The organism is Mycoplasma sp. 1654_15, from assembly GCF_012516495.1.
In the GTDB taxonomy this organism is placed as follows: domain Bacteria; phylum Bacillota_I; class Bacilli_A; order Mycoplasmatales; family Metamycoplasmataceae; genus Mesomycoplasma.
This window is the reverse complement of sequence record NZ_CP051214.1, coordinates 790211-813451: the sequence shown is the minus strand read 5'-3', so window position 1 is coordinate 813451 and position 23241 is coordinate 790211. Positions and strand designations below refer to the sequence as shown.

Here is a 23241-nt window from a genome sequence, read left to right as displayed (position 1 = left end):
TTTATTCATTTATAATATAAGAATATGAAAAGTTCTAAGAAGAAAATCACAATAATTTCTTCAGTATTATTAGCATCATCTATTATTGCTATTTCTACAACTTTAGGAATAATTTATTCTAAAGCAAAAATACAAGACAAAAAGCAAGATTTAAATATTTATAAAGATAATAGTTTACACCCGCAAAATAATAAAAAAAACAAAGAAAATGAAACAAAAGATTCTTCATCTGACAGAAAAATCAATATTTCTGACAACGAAAATAATAATCAACACTTACAAAACAAATCATTAAATAATATTTCTAAAATAGCAAAAATTGATGAAGAAAATAAAGAAAAACCTTCACAAGAATCTTCACAGAACCCTCCGCTTAATAATAATTCTGAACAATCTAATTTACAAGATAAACCACAAAATAATTTAAAAGAAAAAAATCAGAGTCAAAACACAGAAAAAAGTAAAATTAACAAATCTGATAGCACTTCTAATCACAAAACACCTGATATTCCTTCAAAAAACACAGATTTAAATCATTTACATGAGCATACAAATGAATCTTCTCAAAAAGAAGAAAATAGCTCCAAATCCATAGATGTTATTCAAGAAAATCCTAACCAAAATGAAGAAAAATCAAGCAAAAACGCAATTTCTACAGAGCCTAGTAAAACTAATGCTTCTTTAGGTGAAACTAAAACAAAAGAAGAAAAAATTAAAGACGAAATTGTAAAAACAAGCACAAATACAGAAACAGTTTCGAAAGATCCTATTAATCTAAATCCACAAGATGTAGAAGCTTCACAAGACAGTGCTAAGAAAATGGAGAACGAAATTAAAAATCCAATTTCTAATCCTGTGTTACATACATCAATCCCTTTTCTTTCTATCAACAAAAATACCCCAATAGAAGAAAGTTTGAAGAATTTCTTTGAAGGCAAAAACATTGTTTCGATAACTCATCTAAATGACAAAGATGAAGAAGTTAAAAATTATAATCCAGATAATTTAATTAAAAAATTAAAAATAAGCTTTGAAAATAATTGAACAAAATTATATGATGTTGAATTTTTTAATATAGAAAACAATCTTGTAGAATATAAAATAAAAAACAATAATAATGAACTTTTATATATTCCTTTTGTTGTCAATAATGAAAATTCAGTTAAATTAGATTTAGGTGATTTATCAACACTTAATTTATATTCAGATAATTATAATGCTTTATTAGCTGCTAATAATACTGATCTTAAAAAATTATTTTTAGAAAAATCTTTTAATGAAACAAAAATTAAAGCAAAAGAAATTATTTCTAATATTTTTAATTCTTATGTTAATTCAGCAAATATTACAGATGAGCAAAAACAACAATTAGCTACAAAAATAAAGAAAAATAAAGAAAAATTAGTATTTGTTCTTTCATATTTAAATAGATGATTCAACTTTAATATAAATACCCAAAACTTTAAAAATTGACTTTTATTTTCAAATTGATTTAATAAAAATAAAAAAGTTTCAATACTAGATTATTTAATAGATTTACCTAATGATTTTAAACAATATTTACCACATTGGTATCCTTCTAGATATGATAAGAATAAAATACAGGGTGTGGTAGATAAAGATACTTATAAGTCAAAAAATATAATTACTTTTTTTGACGATAATTTTAAACCATTAGTTAATAAAACATATTTTGATGCTATAGAAAATCAGTTAAATATTTCTTCATTAGATGTAAATACTTGATTTAAGAATACAACCAAAGCATACATAATTGAAGAAAATTCAAAAAATGATGATTTGAAAACATTACAAGAATCTAACGACGAAACCAAAGCAAACAAAATTTGATTTAAGTTAAAAAATCATCCAAATTACAAAGCTTGAATTCCTGTTTTACTTACCTTACCAGAGCAAACTATTTACATAATTTCAACTATAAATTCTTTATCTGTGGGTATGTATGAAAGTTATATAGATTTAAAGAATCCTTCAAAAATAAAGGAATTAGAAGAAAAAATCAAGCAAACTGCTGTAGCTCAAAGAAGTTGGTCTGATTTTTGACCTAGGATAATTTCTAATGAGTCAAAAATGAAATTATTTAGAACTACATTAATAGTAGATGGATTTAATTTGGTTGATCAAAACCAGAAAAATAGATGATTAAATCCAAGAGTAGATTATGATATTTCTTCATACTATAACTTTTTTGGTCCATTAATTGATTATTACTCAAATTCAGAGAATCACAGAGGAGAAGTTCAAGCTTATTATGGAGAAACACAAGATATTGTTCATTTCCAAAACGCTAGAATACTAACAGATTTTGGTTGAGCAACATATTCACATGAACTCACTCATGCTTATGACAGAAGTATTTTATTCGAAAATCATCAAAGAAGATTAGATCTTGGACCCGAACTATTTGCAAGAGGTTTATTCGAATCTACTTATGAAGCAAATCAAGATTTTTTCGGTATTAATACAATCAAAGATTATTCTAATATTAAAGATAAAGAAATAACAGGAAGTAAATACAGCAGACAAACCAAATGAAATACTAAATTAACTAACACTAGTCCATATCAATTTAAATCTGAACAAGATTTACAAAATTATTTCAAAAATCTTTTTGATTTAATTTACTTACTTGAAGCTACACAAGCAAATGCACTTATAAAATTAATACAAAATAAACCAGAAAGAGCTGTTGATTTTTTAGCTAAAATTACAACATATTCAAGTGGTCAAAACAACATACAAAAACTAAATAAAGAAGAAATAAGAAGGATTAATTTAAACTCTATAAATGATTTTATAGATAACGATTTAATAATTTTTACACCGACAAACACTTTGAAATATGGTACTCAAAAGAAAGATTGATACTATCAAATTCCAATGTTTAAAGCCTTTTGAGCTACAGCCGAGAATAAATTAGGATCACCAGGAGATTATTCTTTTAGAAGAATAGCTTTTGAATTACTTGCAGCTTTTGGTTATCAAAAAGGAATGCTTCCTTATATTTCAAATATGATGTTAGAACCAGGTAAAAACAGACTCACAGATGATGAAGTATTTCAAAAAATATTCAAACTCAATAATGTAGATAATAAATATAAAACTTTTAAAGATTTTAAAAAAGCTATGTATAAAGAAGTTTTAGCAAAACAAAATAAACTTAAAAAAATCAGCGATTTTAATTATGAATATACAAAATTCCAAGGAAGTACAAAAGTAGAAGAACCTTCATTTTATTTGAAAAATTTAGAAAAAATTGTAGATGAAATACTAAATAAAGACTTTAATAATTCACATTCTTTAAAACAAGGTTATGATGATAATACAGAACTTTTTTCTTTTATAAAAGCTATGATTAATATTTACAAATGAAGTACAAAAGATTTTAAGGAAAGTATTTTTACTTAATAAATCCTATAAAAAAGAAGTAAAATAAAACCAGAAGAAATGATTCTTCTGGTTTTGTAATAATTATATTATTTACTGTAGAACTCAACAATTAGAGATTCTTTAATTTCTGGATTTAATTCTTTTCTTTCAGGTAATCTTTCAAATGTTGCTTTAAATTTATCTTTTTCTAACTTAATTCATTCAGCTGTTCTGTTTTTTTCAAGAGATTCAAGAATTTGAACATTTTTTCTAATTTTTCCTTCTTTTTTAGTTGTTAATTCAATTGTGTCTCCAACTGAAATTATCATTGAAGGAATATTAGCTTTTTTACCATTTAATAAAAAGTGACCGTGATTAACTAATTGTCTTGCTTGTCTTCTAGTTTCAGCAAATCCTGCTCTATAAACTACATTGTCTAATCTGGATTCTAATGTTTGTAAGAAAACTGTACCTGCAACTCCGTGTTTTTTTGTAGCTTTTTTGAAAGTATTTCTAAATTGTCTTTCATTAATTCCATACATAAAACGAACTTTTTGTTTTTCGTATAAGTGTAATCCATAGTCAGATAATTTAGTTTTTCTTTGCCCGTGTTGACCTGGAGCATATTTTCTTTGTCTACCTTTTGCAAACTCTTTTCCTGTTTCTAAGATAGAAAATCCATATCTTCTAGATTTTTTAAATACTGGACCTGTATAACGTGACATTTTGTTCTCCTTTATATTTTTCATTAATAAAAAGGAAAATGATTCTTTATTTGAATTTTAAATTTAATGTTTTCGGATAACAGCATTCTTACTAACAAATTTCAAGCAAATTTAAAATTTTAAAATAAATATCATTTTGCTGTTTAAATAATGTTTTAATATTTTAATAAAAATTCTTTATTTTCCAAGTAAAAAAGAAAAAAATTGTGAAAAAATGAAGAAAATTTCCTAGTCTGAACAGATAAAAATAAAAATTAATTTATAATTAAAAACAATATGTCATTTTTTAAAAGATTAAAAGAGAAAATTTTCGGGCGCAAAAAAACAGAAGAAGAAAAGCAATTAGATGAAATTGCAAAGGAAAAAAAAGAACTTGAAAAGCAAAAACAAGAATTAAAAGAAGAAAAAATTGATAAATATGTAGCTGGTCTTAGCAAAGCAAACATTTCACTTTCTGAACAATTAATAGAATTACAAAAATCTAAACTTAAAGTAGATGAAGAATATTTTGAAGAATTAGAAGAAATTTTAATAATGTCAGATATTTCTCCATTTTTTGTTGATGTTATTATAGATGAGTTGAAAAAAGAAGTAAAAAAACAAAATATTTCAGATTCAAAATTAATTAATGAATTAATTGCTGATAAAATGTATACAATCTATGCAAATAGGTCTATAATTAATACTCATTTAAATATAAAAGAAGATAGATTAAACATTATTTTAATGATTGGTGTAAATGGTTCTGGAAAGACAACATCAATTTCTAAAATAGCAAATAAGTTGAAAAAAGAAGGAAAAAAGATACTTATTGCAGCTGGAGATACATTTAGAGCTGCTGCTGTTGAACAATTAGAAATTTGAGCAAATAGAGTTGGAGCTGATATTTTAAAACCCAATCCTAATGAATTCGATCCAGGTTCTGTAGTTTATCGTGCGCTTGAAAAAGCTGAAGCAGAAAATTACGATGTTTTAATTATAGATACTGCTGGAAGGCTTCAAAATAAAGTAAACTTGATGAACGAACTTAAAAAAGTAAACAAAATTATTCAAAATAAATATCCTGATGCACCACATGAGTCATTGCTAGTTTTAGATGCAACAACAGGACAAAATGGAATTTCTCAAGCTAAACATTTTAAAGAAGCAACCCCAGTTTCAGGAATAGTTTTAACAAAAATGGATGGTACTTCAAAAGGTGGAATCATCTTTTCAATTAAAGATGAACTAGATATGGATGTTAAATTAATAGGTTTGGGTGAAAAAATAGATGATTTACAGGAATTTGATTTAGATAATTTTATTTATGCTCTTACCAAAGATTTAATTAAAGAATATGAACAACAATAAAGAATTGGATTTGCTTGAAAAAAAAGAATATTGAATGAATTTATTTAAAAAATATTCTTTTTTATTAACTCAAAATCAGAAACAAGTTTTTCACTTATATTTTGTAGAAGATCTTTCATTAAACGAAGTTGCCACAGAATTAGCAGTAACTCGTTCTGCTGTTTTTGATACTTTAAAAAAAACTAAAAATAAATTAGAAGAAATATATAAAAAACACCAAAATTAAAGGAGATAGATGGCTAAAATTAGTTTTTTTGCACTTGGAGGTCAAGACGAAAATGGAAAAAATTCCTATGTTTTAGAAATTGATAATTCAATATTTTTAATAAACACAGGAGCAAAAATTCCACTTAGTAATTCACTTGGAATCGACACTGTTATTCCAGATTTTTCATACATAGAAGAAAATTTTTCAAGAGTTCAAGGTGTTTTTTTAACAGATGCTAAAAATGAATCTTTTTCAGCACTTCCTTGATTAATAATGAAAGTACCAAAATTGAAGATTTTTTGTTCATCATTTACAAAAGCTTTGATTTTGGAAAGGCTTACTAAATACAAAATTTCAAACAATCAATATGAAATTGTTTCTTTAACTAAAAAAATCAAAATTGATGATGATGTTTATGTAAAACCAATTCAATTAGCTGGTTCTATTCCAGGAATTTATGGTTATAACTTTGAAACAGAAGATGGTTTAATTCTATTTTTATCTAACTTTATTGTTGGGAATTTAGGAATTTACGGAAATACAAATTTAAATTTTCTTAAAAAATCTTTAGAATCTGATAAACCAATTTTGATGACAATGATTGATTCATCAAGGGCTAATTATCCAGGTAAAACTATAGACAAAATATTTGCTAAAAAATTTTTAGAACAAACATTTTTAACAACAAAATCTAATTCCAGAATTATAGTAGGAGCATACGATGAAGAGATGCTTTCTATACAAGAAATCCTTGATTTAGCTTATAAATACAAAAGAAAAGTAGCCACTTATGGAAGAAACTACGATAATCTTTTAGAAATGAATCAAAGACTAGCTGAAAAGCAAAAACTAGATATTCACTATCCAGAATTTTTTGATTTCAGACAAGCAAATAAAATAGATAATTCTGTTATTTTAATAACTTCTACACCAGAAAGAATTTATCAAAGATTCTTTAGAATCTTAGAAAAAGATGATGTTTTTTTTAAGCTTAAAAAAACAGATTCAGTTATTATGTTAGCGCCACCAATTAATGGTATGGAAGTTCTACATTCAAGAGTTTTAGATGAAATAGCAAAAGTAGCAAGACAATTAGTTGATATTACAGAAACTCAATTTTATAGAACAAGACCTTCACAAGAAGACATTTATGAAGTCTTAAAAGTATTAAAACCAAAATTTTTCTTACCAATTCAAGGATTGTATAGATATTTAGTGGTGGCAGGAAAAACTGCAGAACGTGCAGGAGTAAAAAAAGAAAACATAATTATTTTACAAAACAAAAAAGTTGCATTTTTCCTTGATGGTGAATTGATTTCTCAAAAACACTCTATTAAAAATGGAGGTGAAGTTATTGTAGATGGTTTCGGAGTCGGGGATATTTCTACAGAAGTAATTAAAGAAAGAGAAACACTTTCTAGAGATGGAACAATCGTAGTATCAGCATTATTAGACACACAAACAAAAAAATTAATTTCTGAACTTATAATCAGCTCATATGGAATTTTAACTAAAGACAATAAAGAAAAAGTGCATAAAATTATAAACGATGTAGTTTTTACTCAGTTTTCAGCAGTTTCTAAGACAAAAATGAGTGATAATCAAATAAAAGAAATTCAAGAAAAAATACAAAAAAGTATAAAAAGAAAAATCTTTAAAGCTATAGATAAAGAACCAGTAATTATAGTTGCTTTTTATGAAAATTATTAAGTCAAATCTAGTATTAATTATTTTTAAAATTTTATTAATTATTATATTTTTATTTTTATTTATAAGTTTATTTATTAAAGTAGATGGTGTAAATACTCTAAGCAATTACTTGTTTGGAATAGCTTTGGTTGGTTTACTCCCGTTATTTATGTATGTTTTATCTTAGTTATTTTAAAGTATAAAACTACCTTCATTTTTAAAGCTTTTAGTTGAAAAAAGTGAGATATTTTCTTCATAATTTCCACTTTTTTTGCAATAAATTGAATTACTATTTATTTTCAATACTTTGTAAAAATGTCAAATTATGATCCTAAATTTTTATCTGAAAATTCAATATTAATTTGATGAAATTCTCTAACTTCATCAAACAATTCTTATCAGCCTTTTATTTGAAATGAAGGTTTTTTATCATGTTCTAGTTTTGCTTTATTTGGCAGTATATTGTCGCAATATGGTATAATTTCAATGTCTTTTTTACTACTAGTTTTAGGACTAATTTACTTTGGATATAGAACAATATCTATTGTAAAAAAGTCAAAAAAATTATCAAATTTAACAATAAATAAAGGAGTAAAACTTTAAATTAAGAAGAAAAATAAAGAACATTTAAAAATATAAAAATTTATTTTTCTTATTTATAAAAGTTTTTAAACAAATATGGAAACACTACTTTGAAAAGAAGCACAAGAAAAAATCGAAAAAGGCGTAGTTTTATTAGAATTTTTTGTTACATGATGTGGAGACTGTAAAATGATGCAACCAGTTATGGAAACTGTATCAGAACATTTCAAAGACAATAAAAATGTACAAATTATTAAAGTAAATGCAGAAGAATCAGGTTTATTTAGAAAAGCAGGTACAAGATTTGAAGTATTAAAAGTTCCAACACAATTAGTTTTAAAAGATGGAGAAATTTTATTTAAAAATTTTGAATATTGCCCAAAAGAAAAATTAATTCAAGAAGTAGAAAAAGCGCTAACTAAATAGTATGCAAGAATTAAAAAATAAAACAGCTAGATATTTAAAATACATAATTGAACTTTATATAAAAACTGGTCAGCCAGTAGGTTCAAAAAATTTAAAAACTCATTATGAATTAGATTATGCCCCTTCTTCCATTAGAAATGCAATGCTTTTCCTTGAAAATGAAGGATTTTTAGAAAAATCTCACGCATCTAGTGGTAGAATACCAACTTTAAAAGGGTATGAGTATTACGCTAAATTTTTAGCAAATGATATTAATAATGACTTACAACAAAAATTAGAAGATATCTTCGCAAAACGTAGAACTTCGATAGATGAAACTGTCTCTGAAGCAGTAAGAATTATTTCTGATATCGCAAATATAACTTTAGTTGCTACAACAAACAATACTAATGAAAAATTAATGTCAATACATTTAACAATTATTAATGAATCTTCAGGAGTTGTAGTTCTAGTAACTTCAAGCGGAAAAGTAGAAAATAAGATAATTCATTTTAATGAATCTATTTCAAAAAACGATGTTCAAATAGCAATTAGAATTTTCAAAGAAAGACTACTAGGGACGTCAATTAGCCAAATAGCCACCACGCTACAAATTTTAAGCCCAATTTTATCTCAGGAAATTAAAAATACAGATGGATTATTGAAACATTTTGTGGAGAATATTTTTAATTTTCAAATACAACACACTTCACAAATATATAATAAAAATTCTTTGATTTTAAACAAAGATATATCAAGACAAAAATTAATCGATATTTTAGAAATTATAGAAAAAAACTCTATCTGAGAATTTTTAGAAAAATTACATCCCGAAGATAAGCAAGAGACTTTAAAAATTAACATAGAATCAAAAGAAACATCTTTTATTTCTAAAAAATTTCCAGAATCTTCAAATTTGAAAGAATTAAGCATAGTAGGTTCCACTAATAAAATGAATTATTCTGCTATACTTACAGGTATCAAGTTATTAGAAGATTTTCTAAAAAATAAAGATAAAAAATTATTAAATGATAAACAAAAAAATCCCAAGTAAAAAATTTAAAGGAGCATTATGGAAAACAAAAAAAATAAATTTACAGACGAAGAATTATTAAAAGAAAGCGTTTTTGAAGATTCAACAGAAACTGAACAAGAAAACGAAGAAGATGATGAAAATCAAAACGATGAAGATACACCAGAAGAAGGATATTCAATGGCAGGTATTATCGAACTTTGACATAAACATAGAAGAGCAGAAAGAGCAAGATATGAAGCTAAGCAAGAAGCTTTAAGAAAAAAACAACAAGAAGAAAATGCACAAGATAATAAAACTACTGAAGAGTCAAAAACTGTTGAAGAAAAAGAACAACAAGAATCAGTAAAGCAAGAAACACCAAAAAAAGAAAAATCAAAGCAAGCAAAACAACAATCTAAAAAAGAATCAAAGGAAGAAAATCCAGAAGATAACAAGAAGGAAAAAGAAGAATTTTTAGAGAAAATTAGAGATTTAGAATCTAAAATTCTTAAATTAGAAGCACAACATAAAATAGCAGAATTTGAATTTAAAAATAAGATTCAAAAATTAGAAGCCAAAAGTTCTGAAAGAGTTGAAGAAATTAAAAAAGAGTTGTACGAAAAAGCAAAAGAAGAAAAAGAAAATATCAAGAAGTTTTCTTTACAAAAATTCTTAGAGTCATTTATTTCTCCCTTTTCAAATTTAAAATCAGCAATTGACTTTGGTGTTAGTACAGAAAATCCAGCGGTCTCAAACTACGTAAAAGGCTTCGAAATGTTGTATAAACAATTAGAAAATGTTTTAGAATCTTTTGGTGTACAAAAAATCGAACCTAAAAAAGGTGAACCATTTGATTCACACTTCCACAGTGTTTATCAAGTAGAAGACGTTTCAAATAATGAAACTATAATTGAAATTAAATCTATAGGTTATAAATTACATGACAGAGTTATAAAACCAGCTCTTGTAATTGTAGGAAAAAAATAATGCAAATAGATGAACTGATTAAGCAAGAACTTCAGTTAATAATTAATGGCTTGGGTTATAAAGAAAATATAGTTCTTACTCCTTCAAAATCGCATGCAGATTATTCAACAAATATTGCAATGATTATTGGTAACAAATACAAGTTAGATGTTTTAGATTTTGCTAATCAACTAATCGATAAAATTGATAAAGACAAATTATTTCTTGCCAAAGTAGAAGCTGTAAAACCAGGTTTTATAAATTTTTTTATTTCTCATTCAGCATATGCGAACATTGTAAATGATATTATTTTAAAAGATGAAAAATATGGAAATTTGAAGCAAAATCAAATATATAATGTCGAATTTGTTTCAGCCAATCCTACTGGTTACTTACATTTAGGGCACGTAAGAAGTGCAACTATTGGAGCTACATTATCTAATATTTTAGAACACGCTGGAAACAAAGTTATTCGAGAATATTACATAAACGATAATGGAGTTCAAATTGATAATTTAGCTAAATCTTTATTTGCTCGTTACCAACAAATATTTAATCCAGATTTTCCTATGCCTGATGACGGATACTTTGGAACAGATATTGTTTGAGTAGCTCAACAAATTTTTAAGCTAGTAAATAACAAATACGAAGCTCAAAGTCTTGAAAATGAAGACATTTTGAAATTTTTCAAAAAAACAGGTATTCAGATTTTTCTAGAAGAAATTAAAAAGGATTTAGCAAAAATAGACATCTTTTTTGATGTTTTTTCTTCAGAAAAGAAGCTTTATGAAACAAAACAAATAGAGCAAACTATCAATAATTTACCAGACACATATAAACAAGATGGCGCATTATGGTTAAAAACAACTAAATTTGGCGATGACAAAGATAGAGTCCTTATAAAACAAGATGGCTCATATACTTATTTTGCTCCAGATATAACTTATCATCTCCAAAAAATAAAACAGAATAAACCTGATAAATTAATCAATGTTTGAGGTGCAGATCACATAGGTTATGTTCAGAGAATGAAGTCAGCATTATCTGTTTTAGGTTATCCAAATAAAGTGGATTTTTTAATTTATCAACTTGTAAAATTAATCAAAAACAACGAAGAACTCAAAATGTCAAAAAGAAGAGGAACATCCTTCACTTTAAAGGATTTATTAGAACTTTGTTCAAAAGACGCCATTCGTTATTTTATGATTAACAGAAGCGAAAACACCAACTTAGATTTTGATTTAGATCAAGCGAATCAAATCTCAGATCAAAATCCAGTTTATATAATTCAATATTCTTATGCTAGAATTGCACAGTTACTTTTAAAATCTGATATTAAAACATACAAAGCTACTTCTTTTTCTGAAGAAAATGAAATAAAATTAATAAATACTTTAAAAGAATTCAACGAAATTATTGCAACAATTACAAAAAACTATAAAATTAATTTATTAAATCAATACTTACTTAATTTAGCGAAAACTTTTAATTCTTTTTATTCAAATACAAGAATTATTGGAAATCCCAATGAAGCAAATTTACTAGCACTAGCAAAAGCTACAGGAATTGTTCTTAAAATAGGACTAAAATTAATAGGCGTAAGTACAAAAGAAAGGATGTAAAAATGAAAACTTTAATAACTTCAGCAATTGACGCACTAAAACGAAATTCAGAACTTAGTTTTGATGATTTATTCAATATGATACTTAAAGATTTCTTACCAAAATGGAAAGAAGAGTTACCAAATTTAACTTTCGAAGATATTTTAATCAGAAAAAAAGGTGAATTATACAAACTTCTTACTGTTGACGGACATTTTATGATGGTTGGAAATAATGTTTGAAAACTAAGACACAATTTTGTTAATAATTAAAAATAAAGGAGATACTATGAAAAAATTAGTAAATGCTAAAGAAATTTTACAAAAAGCACATAAAAATGGTTATGCAGTTCCACACATTAATATTAATAACTTAGAATGAGTTAAAGTTATTCTTTCAACTTGTCAAAAACTAAATTCACCTGTAATTTTAGGAATCTCAGAAGGTGCACTTAAATATATGGGAGGCGTAAAAACAGTCTTTAATTTAGTAACAAATTTAATGGACTTTTTAAAAATCACAATTCCTGTTGTTCTTCATATTGACCATGGAACAGTTGAAACTTGTTTAGCAGCTATCAAAACAGGATTTACTTCAGTTATGTATGATGGTTCACATGAAAGTTTTGAAGTTAACTTAAAAAATACTAAAAAAGTGGTTGCTGCAGCTTCTAAAAAAGATGTTTCAGTTGAAGCAGAAGTTGGTTCTATCGGAGGAGAAGAAGACGGAGTTGTAGGGCTAGGAGAGATAGCTTCAGTAGAAGAAGCTTTAAAAATGAAGGAAGCAGGAGTAACAATGCTTGCTGCAGGTATAGGAAATATTCACGGAATTTATCCTCCAAATTGAAAATCTTTAGACTTCGACACATTAAAAACTCTTTCTTTTGCTACACAATTACCTCTAGTTTTACATGGTGGATCAGGAATTCCAACTGATCAAATCCAAGAAGCTATTAAGCTAGGAATTTCTAAAATTAACATAAATACTGAATTACAATTAGCAAATGCTAAAGGAATTACAGACTTTATTATTTCTGGAGAAATCAAAAAAGGTAAAAATTACGACCCAAGAAAAATGTATGCTCCTGGAATTAAATTAATGGAAGAAACTATTGAGAAAAAAATATTAGAATTTGGTTCAAAAGATAAAGCATAATCTATATAATTAACAATTAAATTAGTACACAATAAAGGAGATATTTAATGTTATTTAAGAAAAAAAACCAAAATCAAAACTATCAACCAGATTTTCAACAAAATCCTAATGCACCATATCCACCTCAATATCCACAACAATACCAACAAAACTATCCTCAACAAGGTTATCCACAACAAGGTTATCCTCAGCAATATCCTCCATATCAGCAACCACCTTATGGTCAGCAAATGTATCCAGGTCAGCAAGATAATAGAAATAAAAGTATAGAAAAAGAAGTAAAAAAGATCTTTGGATCTGAAACCAGAATCTTGTTAGGACAAATAATTATTTCATTACTTTGCTTCATTTTTCTTGCTTTTGTAATTGTTACAAGATTTTTAGGAACTCAATTTCCTTCAGAAAAAGCAAATAAGTTTTTTTCTAATAATGAATATAATTATGGTTTATTAATTTTCCCAATAGCTTTAGCGATTTTATTTTTCTTTAGTTTTATTAAATGTGTAATTGATCGCGGAGCTACTAAAAAAGCTATAAAAATTTTTAGAGAACAATTACAAGCAAACTCAACTGTATTTACAATGCCAGGAGTTCTGCCAAATATAGTAAAAAAACTTACTTTAAAACAAGTAACTAGAAGCTGAATAGCTGCATATTTTGTAACTGCTGGTTTAATTTTTGCTTCTGTATTATTCTTTTTAAGTACACAACCTACACAAGTAGCAGATACAGCGGGTAAAAAAATTCTTCAAGGAATTCAAGAATTAGTAGCTAACTTTTTAACTAAACACTTCCAAAATCCTCAACTAGTAGGTGGATTAATGTACGCAGGAGTAGCAGTTGTATTTGTTTTAGGTTTACTAAACTATTTAGTTATAAGAAAAAGACTTGCAAATATTGATGCTGTTTTTGGTCAAGTATACAGAAGAGAAATAGACATAGATCGTATTAGATCAAAAAGACATTTTATTTGTTTCATAATTTACGCTTGCTTAATTTTATTCCCAATTATTTTCATAGTTATTCTTTGAAGACGTAAAAGAGGGAAAAAATAAAATAATTCTTCAAAAAAGAAGAAAAAAGAGCCAATTTTGGCTCTTTTTTATTAGCTTTTTATTAGTAAACTTCTTTAACTATATCTTCAATGATTTTATTAATTTCTTCAGGTTTTTCAAAAAATAGCGCATGACCACAATCCGGAAGTGAATGCACTTTTTTGTTATTTTCTACAGCAACAGACATAATTGAATTATAAGTAACAAATAAGTCTTTTTCTCCTATAATAAATTCATAGTCATTTCTTTGTAAATAAAGACTTTTAATGTTGTTTTCAAGGTAAGAAGGATTTAAAATTTCATTTATTACCATATCTAAAAAAGCTGGCTTTCTGATAGACATAAAATTAAAAAATCTTTCTGCTGTTTTGTTTAAGTTATTTTTATATCCTAATTTATCAGCAAATACAAGTGAATCCATACTTTCATATGCTTGTTGCAAATTATCAGGTAATAGTCATTTTTGTTTAACTTTTTGACTAGTTGAATGAAGCATATCATAATTTATAGGAGCGCCTAAAATAGCTTTTTTTGCAACTTTTTCGTTAAGTAAATAAAGTGCACTAGCTCCACCTAAAGAGTGTCCAATTACTATAAAATCCTTCAAATTCATTTCTTGAGCAAATCTTTTAGCAATAAACTGATAATACTCAATACTAATAGGTTTTTTAGTGCTAGAGTGACCACAACCAGGAAAATCTAAAGCAATAATATCATAAGTTCTATTTTTAATATTATAAAGTTGTTGTGCAGATTCTCCTGATGAAGCAAAACCATGTAAAAATAAAATTTTAGGTTTATTATTATTTTCTTCGATATATGAAATTAATTCGCCGTCAATGTCAATACTTTTTCTTGTAAACATACTAGTTTATTTCCCTTCTAATTCACCGAAAAATAAAGCAATAATTTCTTCTTTTTTAATAGCACCAAAATAATATTCTAAATCTATAGAATCTAAAATTTTAGAAATATTTTCTTTAGAAAATTCTTGATCTATAAACAAATGATAAATTTCTTCTACTGGTTTTTGAGATAAAAAATCACCTTCAAAAGCAATATCATAAATTTGATTATTATCAATATTAGCAAGAATTGTTAAAATTCCACCATCTGTTTTTGCTTGAGTTTTGAAGGAAAAAGAAGGATTTTTTCCAAAAACTCACTCTTTAGATTTTTTAAATTCTCCTAATTCTTTTAATTCTTCATCATATTTTTTAGGTAATTCTTGTCTTTTTGTATGGTATTTTTGTTCAAAAAAAGAAATTAATTTTTCAATAAATTCATCGTGTCCCATTTTGAAATTTAGTTCAGATAAAATATTAGTTACACGTTGTCTAATGCTCTTAATACCTTTAGACTCTATTTTTAATTTATTTGGAATTAATACTTCTGATAGCTTTGATAAATTAGCATCAAATAAAATAGTTCCATGATGAACCATTCTGTCTTTATAAACTATTTGAGCATTACCAGATACTTTTGCTCCATTAACCACTAAATCATTTCTTCCTTTAAACCTAGCATCTAAGCCTAAAGACTGAAAAAATTCTATAATAGGTGTTAAAAATTTTTCATAATTATTGTTTTCTTTTTTTGTAATAAAAGAAAAATTAATATTTCCAAGGTCGTGATAAACAGCACCACCACCTGAAAGTCTTCTGTAAATTTCGATTTTTTCTTTTTCAACTACATCTAATTTTACTTCTTCGTAAATATTTTGGTTTTTACCAATAATAATTGCATTATCATGTTGGTAAAAATACATAATATCTTCTTTTATACTTGGATCCTTTAAAAGGAGTTCTTCCATTGGTAAAGTATAAAAAGGAGAAGTTTTTTTGGTGACATAAATAATCATAATAAATCCTTCATTTTCCTTTATTTTGCTACAAGATTAAAGTTAGTAACACTTTTAAAATAACCTATAAAATTTTCTAAATCTTCTTTTTTTAGTTTCAAACTTTGTACATTAAAAATATTTATTGTTTCATAATCTCATCTTTTTTGATATCTGTTCATATCTAAAAAATAAAGTAAGTCTTCAATAAACCATTCAAAATATCTATTTGAGTATTCAAGATTTCTTAAAGTTCCGTTTAATTCAATATCAAGTATTCTGTATTCATGTTTTTTAACAGTAAAATCAAAAGATAAATTCAATTCTTTACTGTTTTTAGTTTGTAAATCGTTCATATGTTAAATTATATATTTTTTTAATTAGTTAAATGTAATAAAAAACTTTTTAGTTTTTACATTTTCCTTTATTAGAACTGTAAAAATTTATTATAATTTCAGTTATTATGAAAATAGCAATAGTAGTAGATTCATCTACTGGACTTGATCCTCAATTAGCACATAAGTTAGATGTGTTTTTTTTACCCTTAATTATTTATGTTGATGAAAAAGAATATAAAGATGGCATTGACTTAAAAGAAGGAGAAATTTTCGAATTAATTAGTAAGAACACCAAAGTAAAAACTTCAACAACTTTACTCGGTGAAGTTCAGCAAATGATTGAAAAATTAAGTAAAGAATATGACAAAGTTATTCTTTATCCAATTAGTCAATATTTATCTTCTCAGTATCAAAATTTTGTAAATTTAGCAAGAGAATTTTCAAACGTAAAAGTAGTAAGTTCTACTAAACTTTCTCTTCTTACAGTTTTAGATATTTTAAAATTCAAAGAAAATATAGAAAATGGTGTAGATTTTGACACAGCATTTGAAGAACTAAATCAAGAAATAGAAGGGAAATTTTTACTTTTTCCACATGATAATTCATATCTAGTAAATTCAGGTCGTCTTTCTCCTTCAGCAGCAGCTTTAACCAAGTTGTTAAAGATAGTTCCAGTCATTAAATTTGAACAAGGAAGGCTTCAAAAAGAAGGAAAAGGTAACATTTTTACAAAGACAGTTTTAAAATTTTTTAAACAAACCGTGGATGAATTTGGAGAAGGATATCAAATAGTTTTACTTCATTCCAACAACGAAAATATTTCTAAAATTAAAGAAGAAATGGAAAATTATTCACAACAAAAAATTTATACCTTTAATGTTCCAGATGTGATCGCAGTTCATGCAGGACCACAAGCTTTGGCTTTTGCAGTTTTAAAAGTAGAAGAAAAACATATAAATAAAATCGTGGAGATTTTTAACTAATATGTCAAAAAATTACTTGGCTTTTTATAGGAAATATCGTCCAAAAACTTTAGCTGATGTTGTAGGTCAAGATTTTATAGTTCAAACATTAAAAAACATCATTTCTACTGATAAAATCTTTCATGCTTATTTATTTTCTGGACCTAGAGGAACGGGAAAAACTTCCATTGCTAAGATATTTGCAAGCACTATTAACTGTTCTCATAAAAGCGATTCTTTTATTCCTTGTCAAGAGTGCCAAGACAATGTAAATAATTCTTTTGACATTGTTGAAATGGATGGTGCTTCAAACAACGGAGTTGATGAAATTAGAGAACTTATTAATAATGTGAATAATTTACCAGTTAATTCTAAGTATAAAATTTACATTATTGACGAAGTTCATATGCTTTCTTCTAGTGCTTTTAATGCTTTTTTGAAAACTTTAGAAGAACCACCAAAACATATTATTTTTATTTTAGCAACAACAGAACCACAAAAAATTCCTTTAACCATTTTATCAAGAGTGCAAAGATTTAATTTTAGAAAAATAAGTGAAAAAGAAATAGTTTCCAGACTAGAATTTGTGCTTCAAAAAGAAGAAATTTCCTATGAAAATGAAGCACTTTGAGCTATTGCGCAACTTTCATACGGAAGCTTAAGAGATGCTCTTTCTATGGTAGAACAATTAAGTAATTTTTCTAGATCACAAATTCATATGGTCGATGTAGAAAATTTATTTGGTTTAACTTCCACCCAAAAACTAATTGAAATTATCAAAAAAATTGATAGTCAAGATGTTAAGCAAACATTTCATTTAATTTCTTCAGTTTTAGAAGAAGGCGCTAATCCAGTCATTTTAATTAGTTCTCTTATATCTTTAGTCAAAAATTTTATTATTTATAAAAAAACTAAAGATAGTTCACTTTTAGAAGGATTTTCACTTGATCAGATTGAAAAAATTCCATTTTCAGTTTTGTCTGCATACAAATTTCAAGACATTTTAGTGGCTACACAGAAGGAACTTCATAATTCCAATAATCCAACAATGACCATTCAATTAGCAATTCTTAAATTCTTTTCTGCTACTGATAAATCTATTGCAGAACAAACTGTTTTTAATAATGGTCCAGACCCAAGAGACATTCATCTAAAACATCTTTATGAAACTACAGATTTAAAACCCAGCAGAGAAGCTTCATTAGCTTCTATGGAAGAACTAGCTTTAGTAACAGAATTATCTTTAGATAAAAAGAAAAAACCAAGTTGATTGAATGAAATTAAAAATACTTCTAGAGTTAAACCAGAAAATTCAAATCCATTTGCAACAAACAGTTGAAAAGATGATTTTAAGCCTAATATTACTTCAAAAATGAAGCAAAATGAAGAGATAAAACCACAAAACGAAGATGCATTAACATTGCTAAATCAAGATACTCTAATTGCAGAAATTAAAAACGAATTAGAATCTCAACAACAAGATAAAGCAATTGAAATTAACAATCCTCAAGGTCTAGCGCTTTTTGAAGACAATGTTCCTGAAGAAGCTGAGGAAACAAATCAAGAAAATTTTCAATGCCAGCAAAATTTACTTCAAAATCAAGAACATTTTTATCAAGAAACTAATAATTTATATAATAATATTCCACAAACACCTAAAACAGAGGAAGTTGTTGATTATTTAAGTGAAGAACAAGTATATAATTTGTTCCGTCTATACACACAGAATATAGAACAAAATAAAAATATCAATATAAAAATAAAAAAAGAATGAAATGATAAAGTTAAATTAGCTTCGACTAATCCAGAATATTCTCTTTTTTATGAATTGCTAAAAAAATCAAAACTAATTGTTAGTTCTTCAGAATTTATTTTAGTAACTCTTGCAGAAGAAGATCCAGAATTAGAAAATTACTTTATTCAGGTGCTACAAAACCACCCCACATTGGCAATTAAAACTTTAGAATATATTTTTAAAACCCCAATGCATTTGTTTTTTATTTCAAGCAAATTAAGTAAAATAACTATTAAAAACTGAAAGGAAAATTCAACCTTTTTAAAAAATATACCAGCAGTACCTCTAACTAAACTTTCTGCAGAATCATTAAGTGATGAAAGCAGGTTGCTTGAAATTTTTCCTAACAGAAAAACACAGTCCAAAAAGAGAAAATTATCATAAACTATTAAATTAAGGAGATTATTATGAATATACAAGAATTAATGAAACAAGCACAGAAAATGCAAAAAGAAATCAAAGAAAAAGAAAAAAAATTAAATCAAGAAGAGTTTACTTTTTCAAGACATGGAATCGAATTAGTGATTTCGGGTGGAAGAGAAATCAAGAAAATTAATATTGCCCCTCAACTTGCAGATCCAGAAGATATGGAAACTCTCGAAGAACTTTTAATCATTACTATTAACGAAGCTTTGTTAGAAATTAATAAAAAACACGAAGCTCTTATGCCAAAACAAGAAGGATCTCCCTTTTAATGTTTGGTAAGGATTATGAAGAATTAATTGCTATTTTTAAGACCTTTCCAAGCGTAGGAAAAAAACAAGCAGAAAAGTTTTTTTATTTTTTATTAAATAAAGACGTTGAATTTCTTCAAAATCTTAGTCAAAGAATTATTAAACTAAAACAAAGTCTACAACCTTGCGAACGTTGTAATTTTGTATCACCCAATGTAGTTTGTTCCATTTGTTTAGACACTGATCGAAGTTCACAAATCATGTTGGTTGAAAGCTCTAGTGATGTTACAAAATTAGAAAATTTGAAATTTTATCAAGGAAAATATTTTGTTTTTGATTATAAAAAAGGTGTTCCAGAACAACATTTAAATACAAGAATTAACCAGCTAAAAAAAATTATTAAAGAAAATACAGAATTAATTGTAGCTTTTTCATTTAATATTGAAGGTTTAGTGCTAGCAAATTTTGTAACAAATCACAAAATGTTAAAAGATGTAAAAATCAGTAAATTAGCAACGGGAATTCCTTTGGGTGCACAAATTGAATATGTTGATGAATTAACATTAAAAGAAGCTATAAAGAACAGAAAATAAAGAAAAGTGAGTCAAAATGTTTATAACTTTTGAAGGAATTGATGGTTCTGGTAAATCAACAATAATTAAAAAATTTTTTAATTATTTACAAAGCCAATTTCCACAAACTGAAATTATTATAACCAGAGAACCTGGTGGTTTTGAGGTTCCTGAAGCAGAACTTATTAGGAATTTATTATTAGAAAAAAAATACGAAATTAGTAAGCTAACAGAAGTAATTTTATTTGCAGCTTCTAGAAGATTACATTTAGAAAAATTAATCTGACCTTCAATAAAAGAAGGAAAAATAGTAATTTGTGATAGATTTATTGACTCTTCAATTGCTTATCAAGGTTTTGGAAATGAAATTGATATTCAGCAAATCGAAACACTAAATAATTGAATTTCTAGCAACACACAACCAGATTTAACATTTTGATTAGATGTTCCTGTTGAAAAAGCATTCGCAAGAAAAAGTTCAGATCACGATCGTATAGAAGATAAGGGAAATGGTTTTTTTGTGAAAGTTTCCAATGGATATAAATATTTATTTGACAAATATCCTGACAGAATCATTCGTGTTGATGCTTCTAAAAACGAAGAGGCAGTTTTTGAACAAATTAAAAAAGCTTTTGAAGAAAAAAGAGAAAAATTAATAAATTTATGAAACACTTTTCAAAAATAATTGCTACTCAGAATAATCTATTTCATGCCTATTTAATTGCTAGCTTAAATGAAGAAAAAATCAACAACTATGTAGAAACTTTGCTACATAAAGTAGGCATTGATTTAAAGAAAACAAACTTAAACTTAAAGTCTTTAGACATAAAAGAAAATATAGTTAAATCAGATGTAATTAAAGCTTTTAATGATCTTTATTTTTCTTCATTTTCTGAACAAAACGATAAAATTTTACTAATCAAAAACATAGATTTAGCTAATACTTCAATTCTTAATTCAATTTTAAAAACTTTGGAAGAACCTCCAAAAAATACAATAATTATTTTAACAACCGAGCATATTGAAAGAGTTTTACCTACTATAAAATCTAGGTGCCAAGTATTTAATATTTATGAAGACGATAAAAAGCAAATTTTAAACTCTTTAAACAAAGAAAATAATTTTTATGAATACAATGCATTGTTTGTTAATATTTTCTCAAGTTTAAAAGAAATTAAAAATAACATTACAGATGATAATACAAAATTACTATCTGAAATTCAAAAATCTTTAGAAAAGAATTACAAACAAACAAATCAATTAATAAACTTTATTTATAATAAATTAACAAAAGAAAATGCCTTCTTTTTCCTTTCGGTTATAAAACTATTTTTCTTTAGTGTTTTGTCAAAAGATTTTTCCATTTTTCCTTCATTTTGAAAGGATAATTTAAAAAATTGAGAAAATAAACTAAAACAAAAAGAAAAGAATTTTGATACAAAATATTTTGAAATTATTGATTTAACAAATACTTTAATTCCATCATTAGAAACAGCTCAAAATTTCATACTACAAAAAAATAGTTTTTTAGTTAATTTATCTGAAAATCTTCAATAATTATGAAAAAAATCTCTATAGTTTCTACTCCAATTGGTAATTTAAAAGATATTACTCTTCGTGCTTTAGAAGTTTTAAACAACTCTGATATTATTTTATGCGAAGACACTCGAATAAGTATAAAATTATTAAATTACTACAAAATCAAGAATAAAACATTAATTTCCTATCATAAATTTAATGAATATAAATCTTTAGAACAAATTTCTTCATTTTTAGACCAAGGCAAAAAAATAGCTTTAATCTCAGATGCAGGAACTCCGTTGATTTCAGATCCAGGTCAAATCTTAGTAAAATATTGTCACGCAAATTCTATAGGTCTTGAAATCATCCCGGGAGCTAGTGCAGTTATTTCTTCTTTTGCTTTATCAGGTTTTGATTTACCTTTTAGTTTTGTAGGCTTTTTAAAAGAAACCTCTTCACAAAGAATAAAACAATTGCAACAATTTTTACAAGATGTATCTTACATATTTTTTGTTTCCCCTTATAAGTTAATTCCAACGCTTACAGATATAGAAAAAGTCTTTGAAAATAAAGCAAAAATATTTCTAATTAAAGAGATGACAAAGATACATGAAAAGTATTTATTTGGAACAGCAAATCAAGTAAAAGAAGCACTAGGAGAAAGTATAAAAGGCGAGTTTACCCTTGTTCTTAGAATAGAGTCCGATGTTAAATTAAAAGTTAAAAAAAATAAGTATGAAAAATACTCAAAAATTTCTGAAAAAAAAGTGATATAATAACAAAATTTAATTCAACAAAAAAAGATTTTTAATTTTAAAAGTAAATTTGAAAAGGAACATATGGAACAAGATTTTAGAGTAGAAAAAATTTTATACAATCAAGATTTTATTGAAGGAAAAATTAAAGAAATTGCTGAATGAATCAATACAACTTACAAAGATTCAAAAGAATTAGTATTGGTAGGCTTATTAAAAGGATCTATACTTTTTTTAGGACAATTAATTAAAAGTGTTAAAGTAGACCACACAATTGACTTTATAGTTGCAACTTCTTACTATGGAGGAAGCAAATCAACTGGTACAATTAAAATTGTTACAGATTTAGGACACGACATTAAAGGTAAAGATGTTTTAATTATTGAAGATATTGTTGATTCTGGAATCACTATCGAAAAAGTAATGGAACACTTAAAAACCAAACAGCCAAATAGCATAAAAGTAGCTACATTATTAAACAAATCTGCAAAAAGAAAAGTAGATTTTACACCTGACAAAATAGGTATTGAAGTCCCTGACTTATTTTTAATAGGTTATGGATTAGATTATCAAGAAAAATTTAGAAACCTACCATATATTGGAGTTCTAAAAAAAGAATTTATAGAAGATTAAAAAACCAATA

General features: G+C 25.9%; 24 protein-coding genes. 20 read left to right on the top strand and 4 right to left on the bottom strand.

Translation table 4 applies throughout. The features are described from left to right. Window positions 1–24 precede the first annotated feature (24 nt). Entirely contained in the window at window positions 25–3429 is a 3405-nt protein-coding gene (locus tag HF996_RS03990) for a ZmpA/ZmpB/ZmpC family metallo-endopeptidase (protein WP_254427708.1), read from the top strand. A gap of 68 nt (window positions 3430–3497) precedes the next feature. On the opposite strand, the gene rpsD is transcribed toward HF996_RS03990, so the two are convergent. Then, entirely contained in the window at window positions 3498–4115 is a 618-nt protein-coding gene (gene rpsD / locus HF996_RS03480; RefSeq protein WP_168910650.1) for a 30S ribosomal protein S4, read from the bottom strand. Window positions 4116–4391: 276 nt separating this feature from the next. Between rpsD and ftsY the strand changes: the two genes are divergently transcribed. From ftsY to HF996_RS03425, 11 genes are all read left to right on the top strand, one after another. Continuing rightward, window positions 4392–5465: a signal recognition particle-docking protein FtsY gene (ftsY, locus tag HF996_RS03475; protein ID WP_168910649.1), complete on the top strand. Its 1074-nt coding sequence runs from the start codon at window positions 4392–4394 to the stop codon at window positions 5463–5465. Next, a complete protein-coding gene (locus HF996_RS03470; RefSeq protein ID WP_168910648.1) occupies window positions 5452–5691 on the top strand; it encodes a sigma factor-like helix-turn-helix DNA-binding protein in 240 nt (79 codons plus the stop codon). Before ftsY ends, HF996_RS03470 begins: the two co-directional genes overlap by 14 nt. Before the next feature lie 9 nt (window positions 5692–5700). After that, complete coding sequence (locus HF996_RS03465; RefSeq protein WP_168910647.1) at window positions 5701–7383, top strand: ribonuclease J; 1683 nt, start codon at window positions 5701–5703, stop codon at window positions 7381–7383. Window positions 7384–7677: 294 nt separating this feature from the next. Continuing rightward, window positions 7678–7965 (top strand): hypothetical protein, encoded by a 288-nt coding sequence (locus HF996_RS04125; RefSeq protein ID WP_254427707.1) that lies wholly within the window; start codon window positions 7678–7680, stop codon window positions 7963–7965. Window positions 7966–8040: 75 nt separating this feature from the next. After that, complete coding sequence (locus HF996_RS03455) at window positions 8041–8370, top strand: thioredoxin family protein (RefSeq protein ID WP_168910646.1); 330 nt, start codon at window positions 8041–8043, stop codon at window positions 8368–8370. Between the two features lies 1 nt (window position 8371). Continuing rightward, window positions 8372–9403: a heat-inducible transcriptional repressor HrcA gene (gene hrcA, locus HF996_RS03450; protein ID WP_168910645.1), complete on the top strand. Its 1032-nt coding sequence runs from the start codon at window positions 8372–8374 to the stop codon at window positions 9401–9403. Window positions 9404–9421: 18 nt separating this feature from the next. Beyond that, window positions 9422–10351 (top strand): nucleotide exchange factor GrpE, encoded by a 930-nt coding sequence (grpE, locus tag HF996_RS03445; RefSeq protein WP_254427706.1) that lies wholly within the window; start codon window positions 9422–9424, stop codon window positions 10349–10351. Continuing rightward, window positions 10351–11952 (top strand): arginine--tRNA ligase, encoded by a 1602-nt coding sequence (gene argS, locus HF996_RS03440; RefSeq protein ID WP_168910644.1) that lies wholly within the window; start codon window positions 10351–10353, stop codon window positions 11950–11952. The genes grpE and argS overlap by 1 nt, the downstream gene beginning before the upstream one ends. Before the next feature lie 2 nt (window positions 11953–11954). Next, on the top strand, window positions 11955–12203 hold the full coding sequence (locus HF996_RS03435; RefSeq protein ID WP_168910643.1) for a DNA-directed RNA polymerase subunit delta: 249 nt from the start codon (window positions 11955–11957) through the stop codon (window positions 12201–12203). A gap of 16 nt (window positions 12204–12219) precedes the next feature. Then, window positions 12220–13086, top strand: a complete 867-nt coding sequence (gene fba, locus HF996_RS03430; protein ID WP_168910642.1) for a class II fructose-1,6-bisphosphate aldolase — start codon at window positions 12220–12222, stop codon at window positions 13084–13086. A gap of 47 nt (window positions 13087–13133) precedes the next feature. Next, window positions 13134–14141 carry an MSC_0882 family membrane protein gene (locus tag HF996_RS03425; RefSeq protein WP_254427705.1) on the top strand — a complete coding sequence of 336 codons (1008 nt, stop codon included), beginning with the start codon at window positions 13134–13136 and terminating at the stop codon, window positions 14139–14141. A gap of 61 nt (window positions 14142–14202) precedes the next feature. On the opposite strand, the gene HF996_RS03420 is transcribed toward HF996_RS03425, so the two are convergent. The 3 genes from HF996_RS03420 to HF996_RS03410 are packed head-to-tail and all read right to left on the bottom strand — an operon-like array spanning window position 14203 to window position 16337. After that, window positions 14203–15006, bottom strand: coding sequence for an alpha/beta fold hydrolase (locus HF996_RS03420; RefSeq protein WP_168910641.1), 804 nt, complete (start codon window positions 15004–15006; stop codon window positions 14203–14205). 6 nt (window positions 15007–15012) lie between these two features. After that, the gene (locus HF996_RS03415; RefSeq protein WP_168910640.1) at window positions 15013–16002 is read right to left on the bottom strand and encodes a lipoate--protein ligase; all 990 of its coding nucleotides are present in this window, start codon (window positions 16000–16002) and stop codon (window positions 15013–15015) included. Between the two features lie 20 nt (window positions 16003–16022). Further along, the gene (locus HF996_RS03410; RefSeq protein WP_168910639.1) at window positions 16023–16337 is read right to left on the bottom strand and encodes a hypothetical protein; all 315 of its coding nucleotides are present in this window, start codon (window positions 16335–16337) and stop codon (window positions 16023–16025) included. A 107-nt stretch (window positions 16338–16444) separates the two neighbouring features. On the opposite strand from HF996_RS03410, the gene HF996_RS03405 reads away from it, so the two are divergent. From HF996_RS03405 to hpt, 8 genes are all read left to right on the top strand, one after another. Beyond that, entirely contained in the window at window positions 16445–17302 is an 858-nt protein-coding gene (locus HF996_RS03405; RefSeq protein ID WP_168910638.1) for a DegV family protein, read from the top strand. Between the two features lies 1 nt (window position 17303). Continuing rightward, window positions 17304–19460: a DNA polymerase III subunit gamma/tau gene (dnaX, locus tag HF996_RS03400; protein WP_168910637.1), complete on the top strand. Its 2157-nt coding sequence runs from the start codon at window positions 17304–17306 to the stop codon at window positions 19458–19460. Between the two features lie 23 nt (window positions 19461–19483). Further along, window positions 19484–19771: a YbaB/EbfC family nucleoid-associated protein gene (locus HF996_RS03395; RefSeq protein ID WP_168910636.1), complete on the top strand. Its 288-nt coding sequence runs from the start codon at window positions 19484–19486 to the stop codon at window positions 19769–19771. Continuing rightward, a complete protein-coding gene (locus HF996_RS03390) occupies window positions 19771–20343 on the top strand; it encodes a toprim domain-containing protein (protein WP_168910635.1) in 573 nt (190 codons plus the stop codon). The genes HF996_RS03395 and HF996_RS03390 overlap by 1 nt, the downstream gene beginning before the upstream one ends. Window positions 20344–20359: 16 nt before the next feature. Further along, complete coding sequence (gene tmk, locus HF996_RS03385; protein WP_168910634.1) at window positions 20360–21007, top strand: dTMP kinase; 648 nt, start codon at window positions 20360–20362, stop codon at window positions 21005–21007. Beyond that, window positions 20986–21879, top strand: a complete 894-nt coding sequence (locus HF996_RS03380; RefSeq protein ID WP_168910633.1) for a DNA polymerase III subunit delta' — start codon at window positions 20986–20988, stop codon at window positions 21877–21879. The genes tmk and HF996_RS03380 overlap by 22 nt, the downstream gene beginning before the upstream one ends. Before the next feature lie 2 nt (window positions 21880–21881). Then, window positions 21882–22619 (top strand): 16S rRNA (cytidine(1402)-2'-O)-methyltransferase, encoded by a 738-nt coding sequence (gene rsmI, locus HF996_RS03375; protein ID WP_168910632.1) that lies wholly within the window; start codon window positions 21882–21884, stop codon window positions 22617–22619. A gap of 63 nt (window positions 22620–22682) precedes the next feature. After that, window positions 22683–23231 carry a hypoxanthine phosphoribosyltransferase gene (gene hpt, locus HF996_RS03370; protein ID WP_168910631.1) on the top strand — a complete coding sequence of 183 codons (549 nt, stop codon included), beginning with the start codon at window positions 22683–22685 and terminating at the stop codon, window positions 23229–23231. The last annotated feature ends 10 nt before the right edge of the window (window positions 23232–23241 follow it).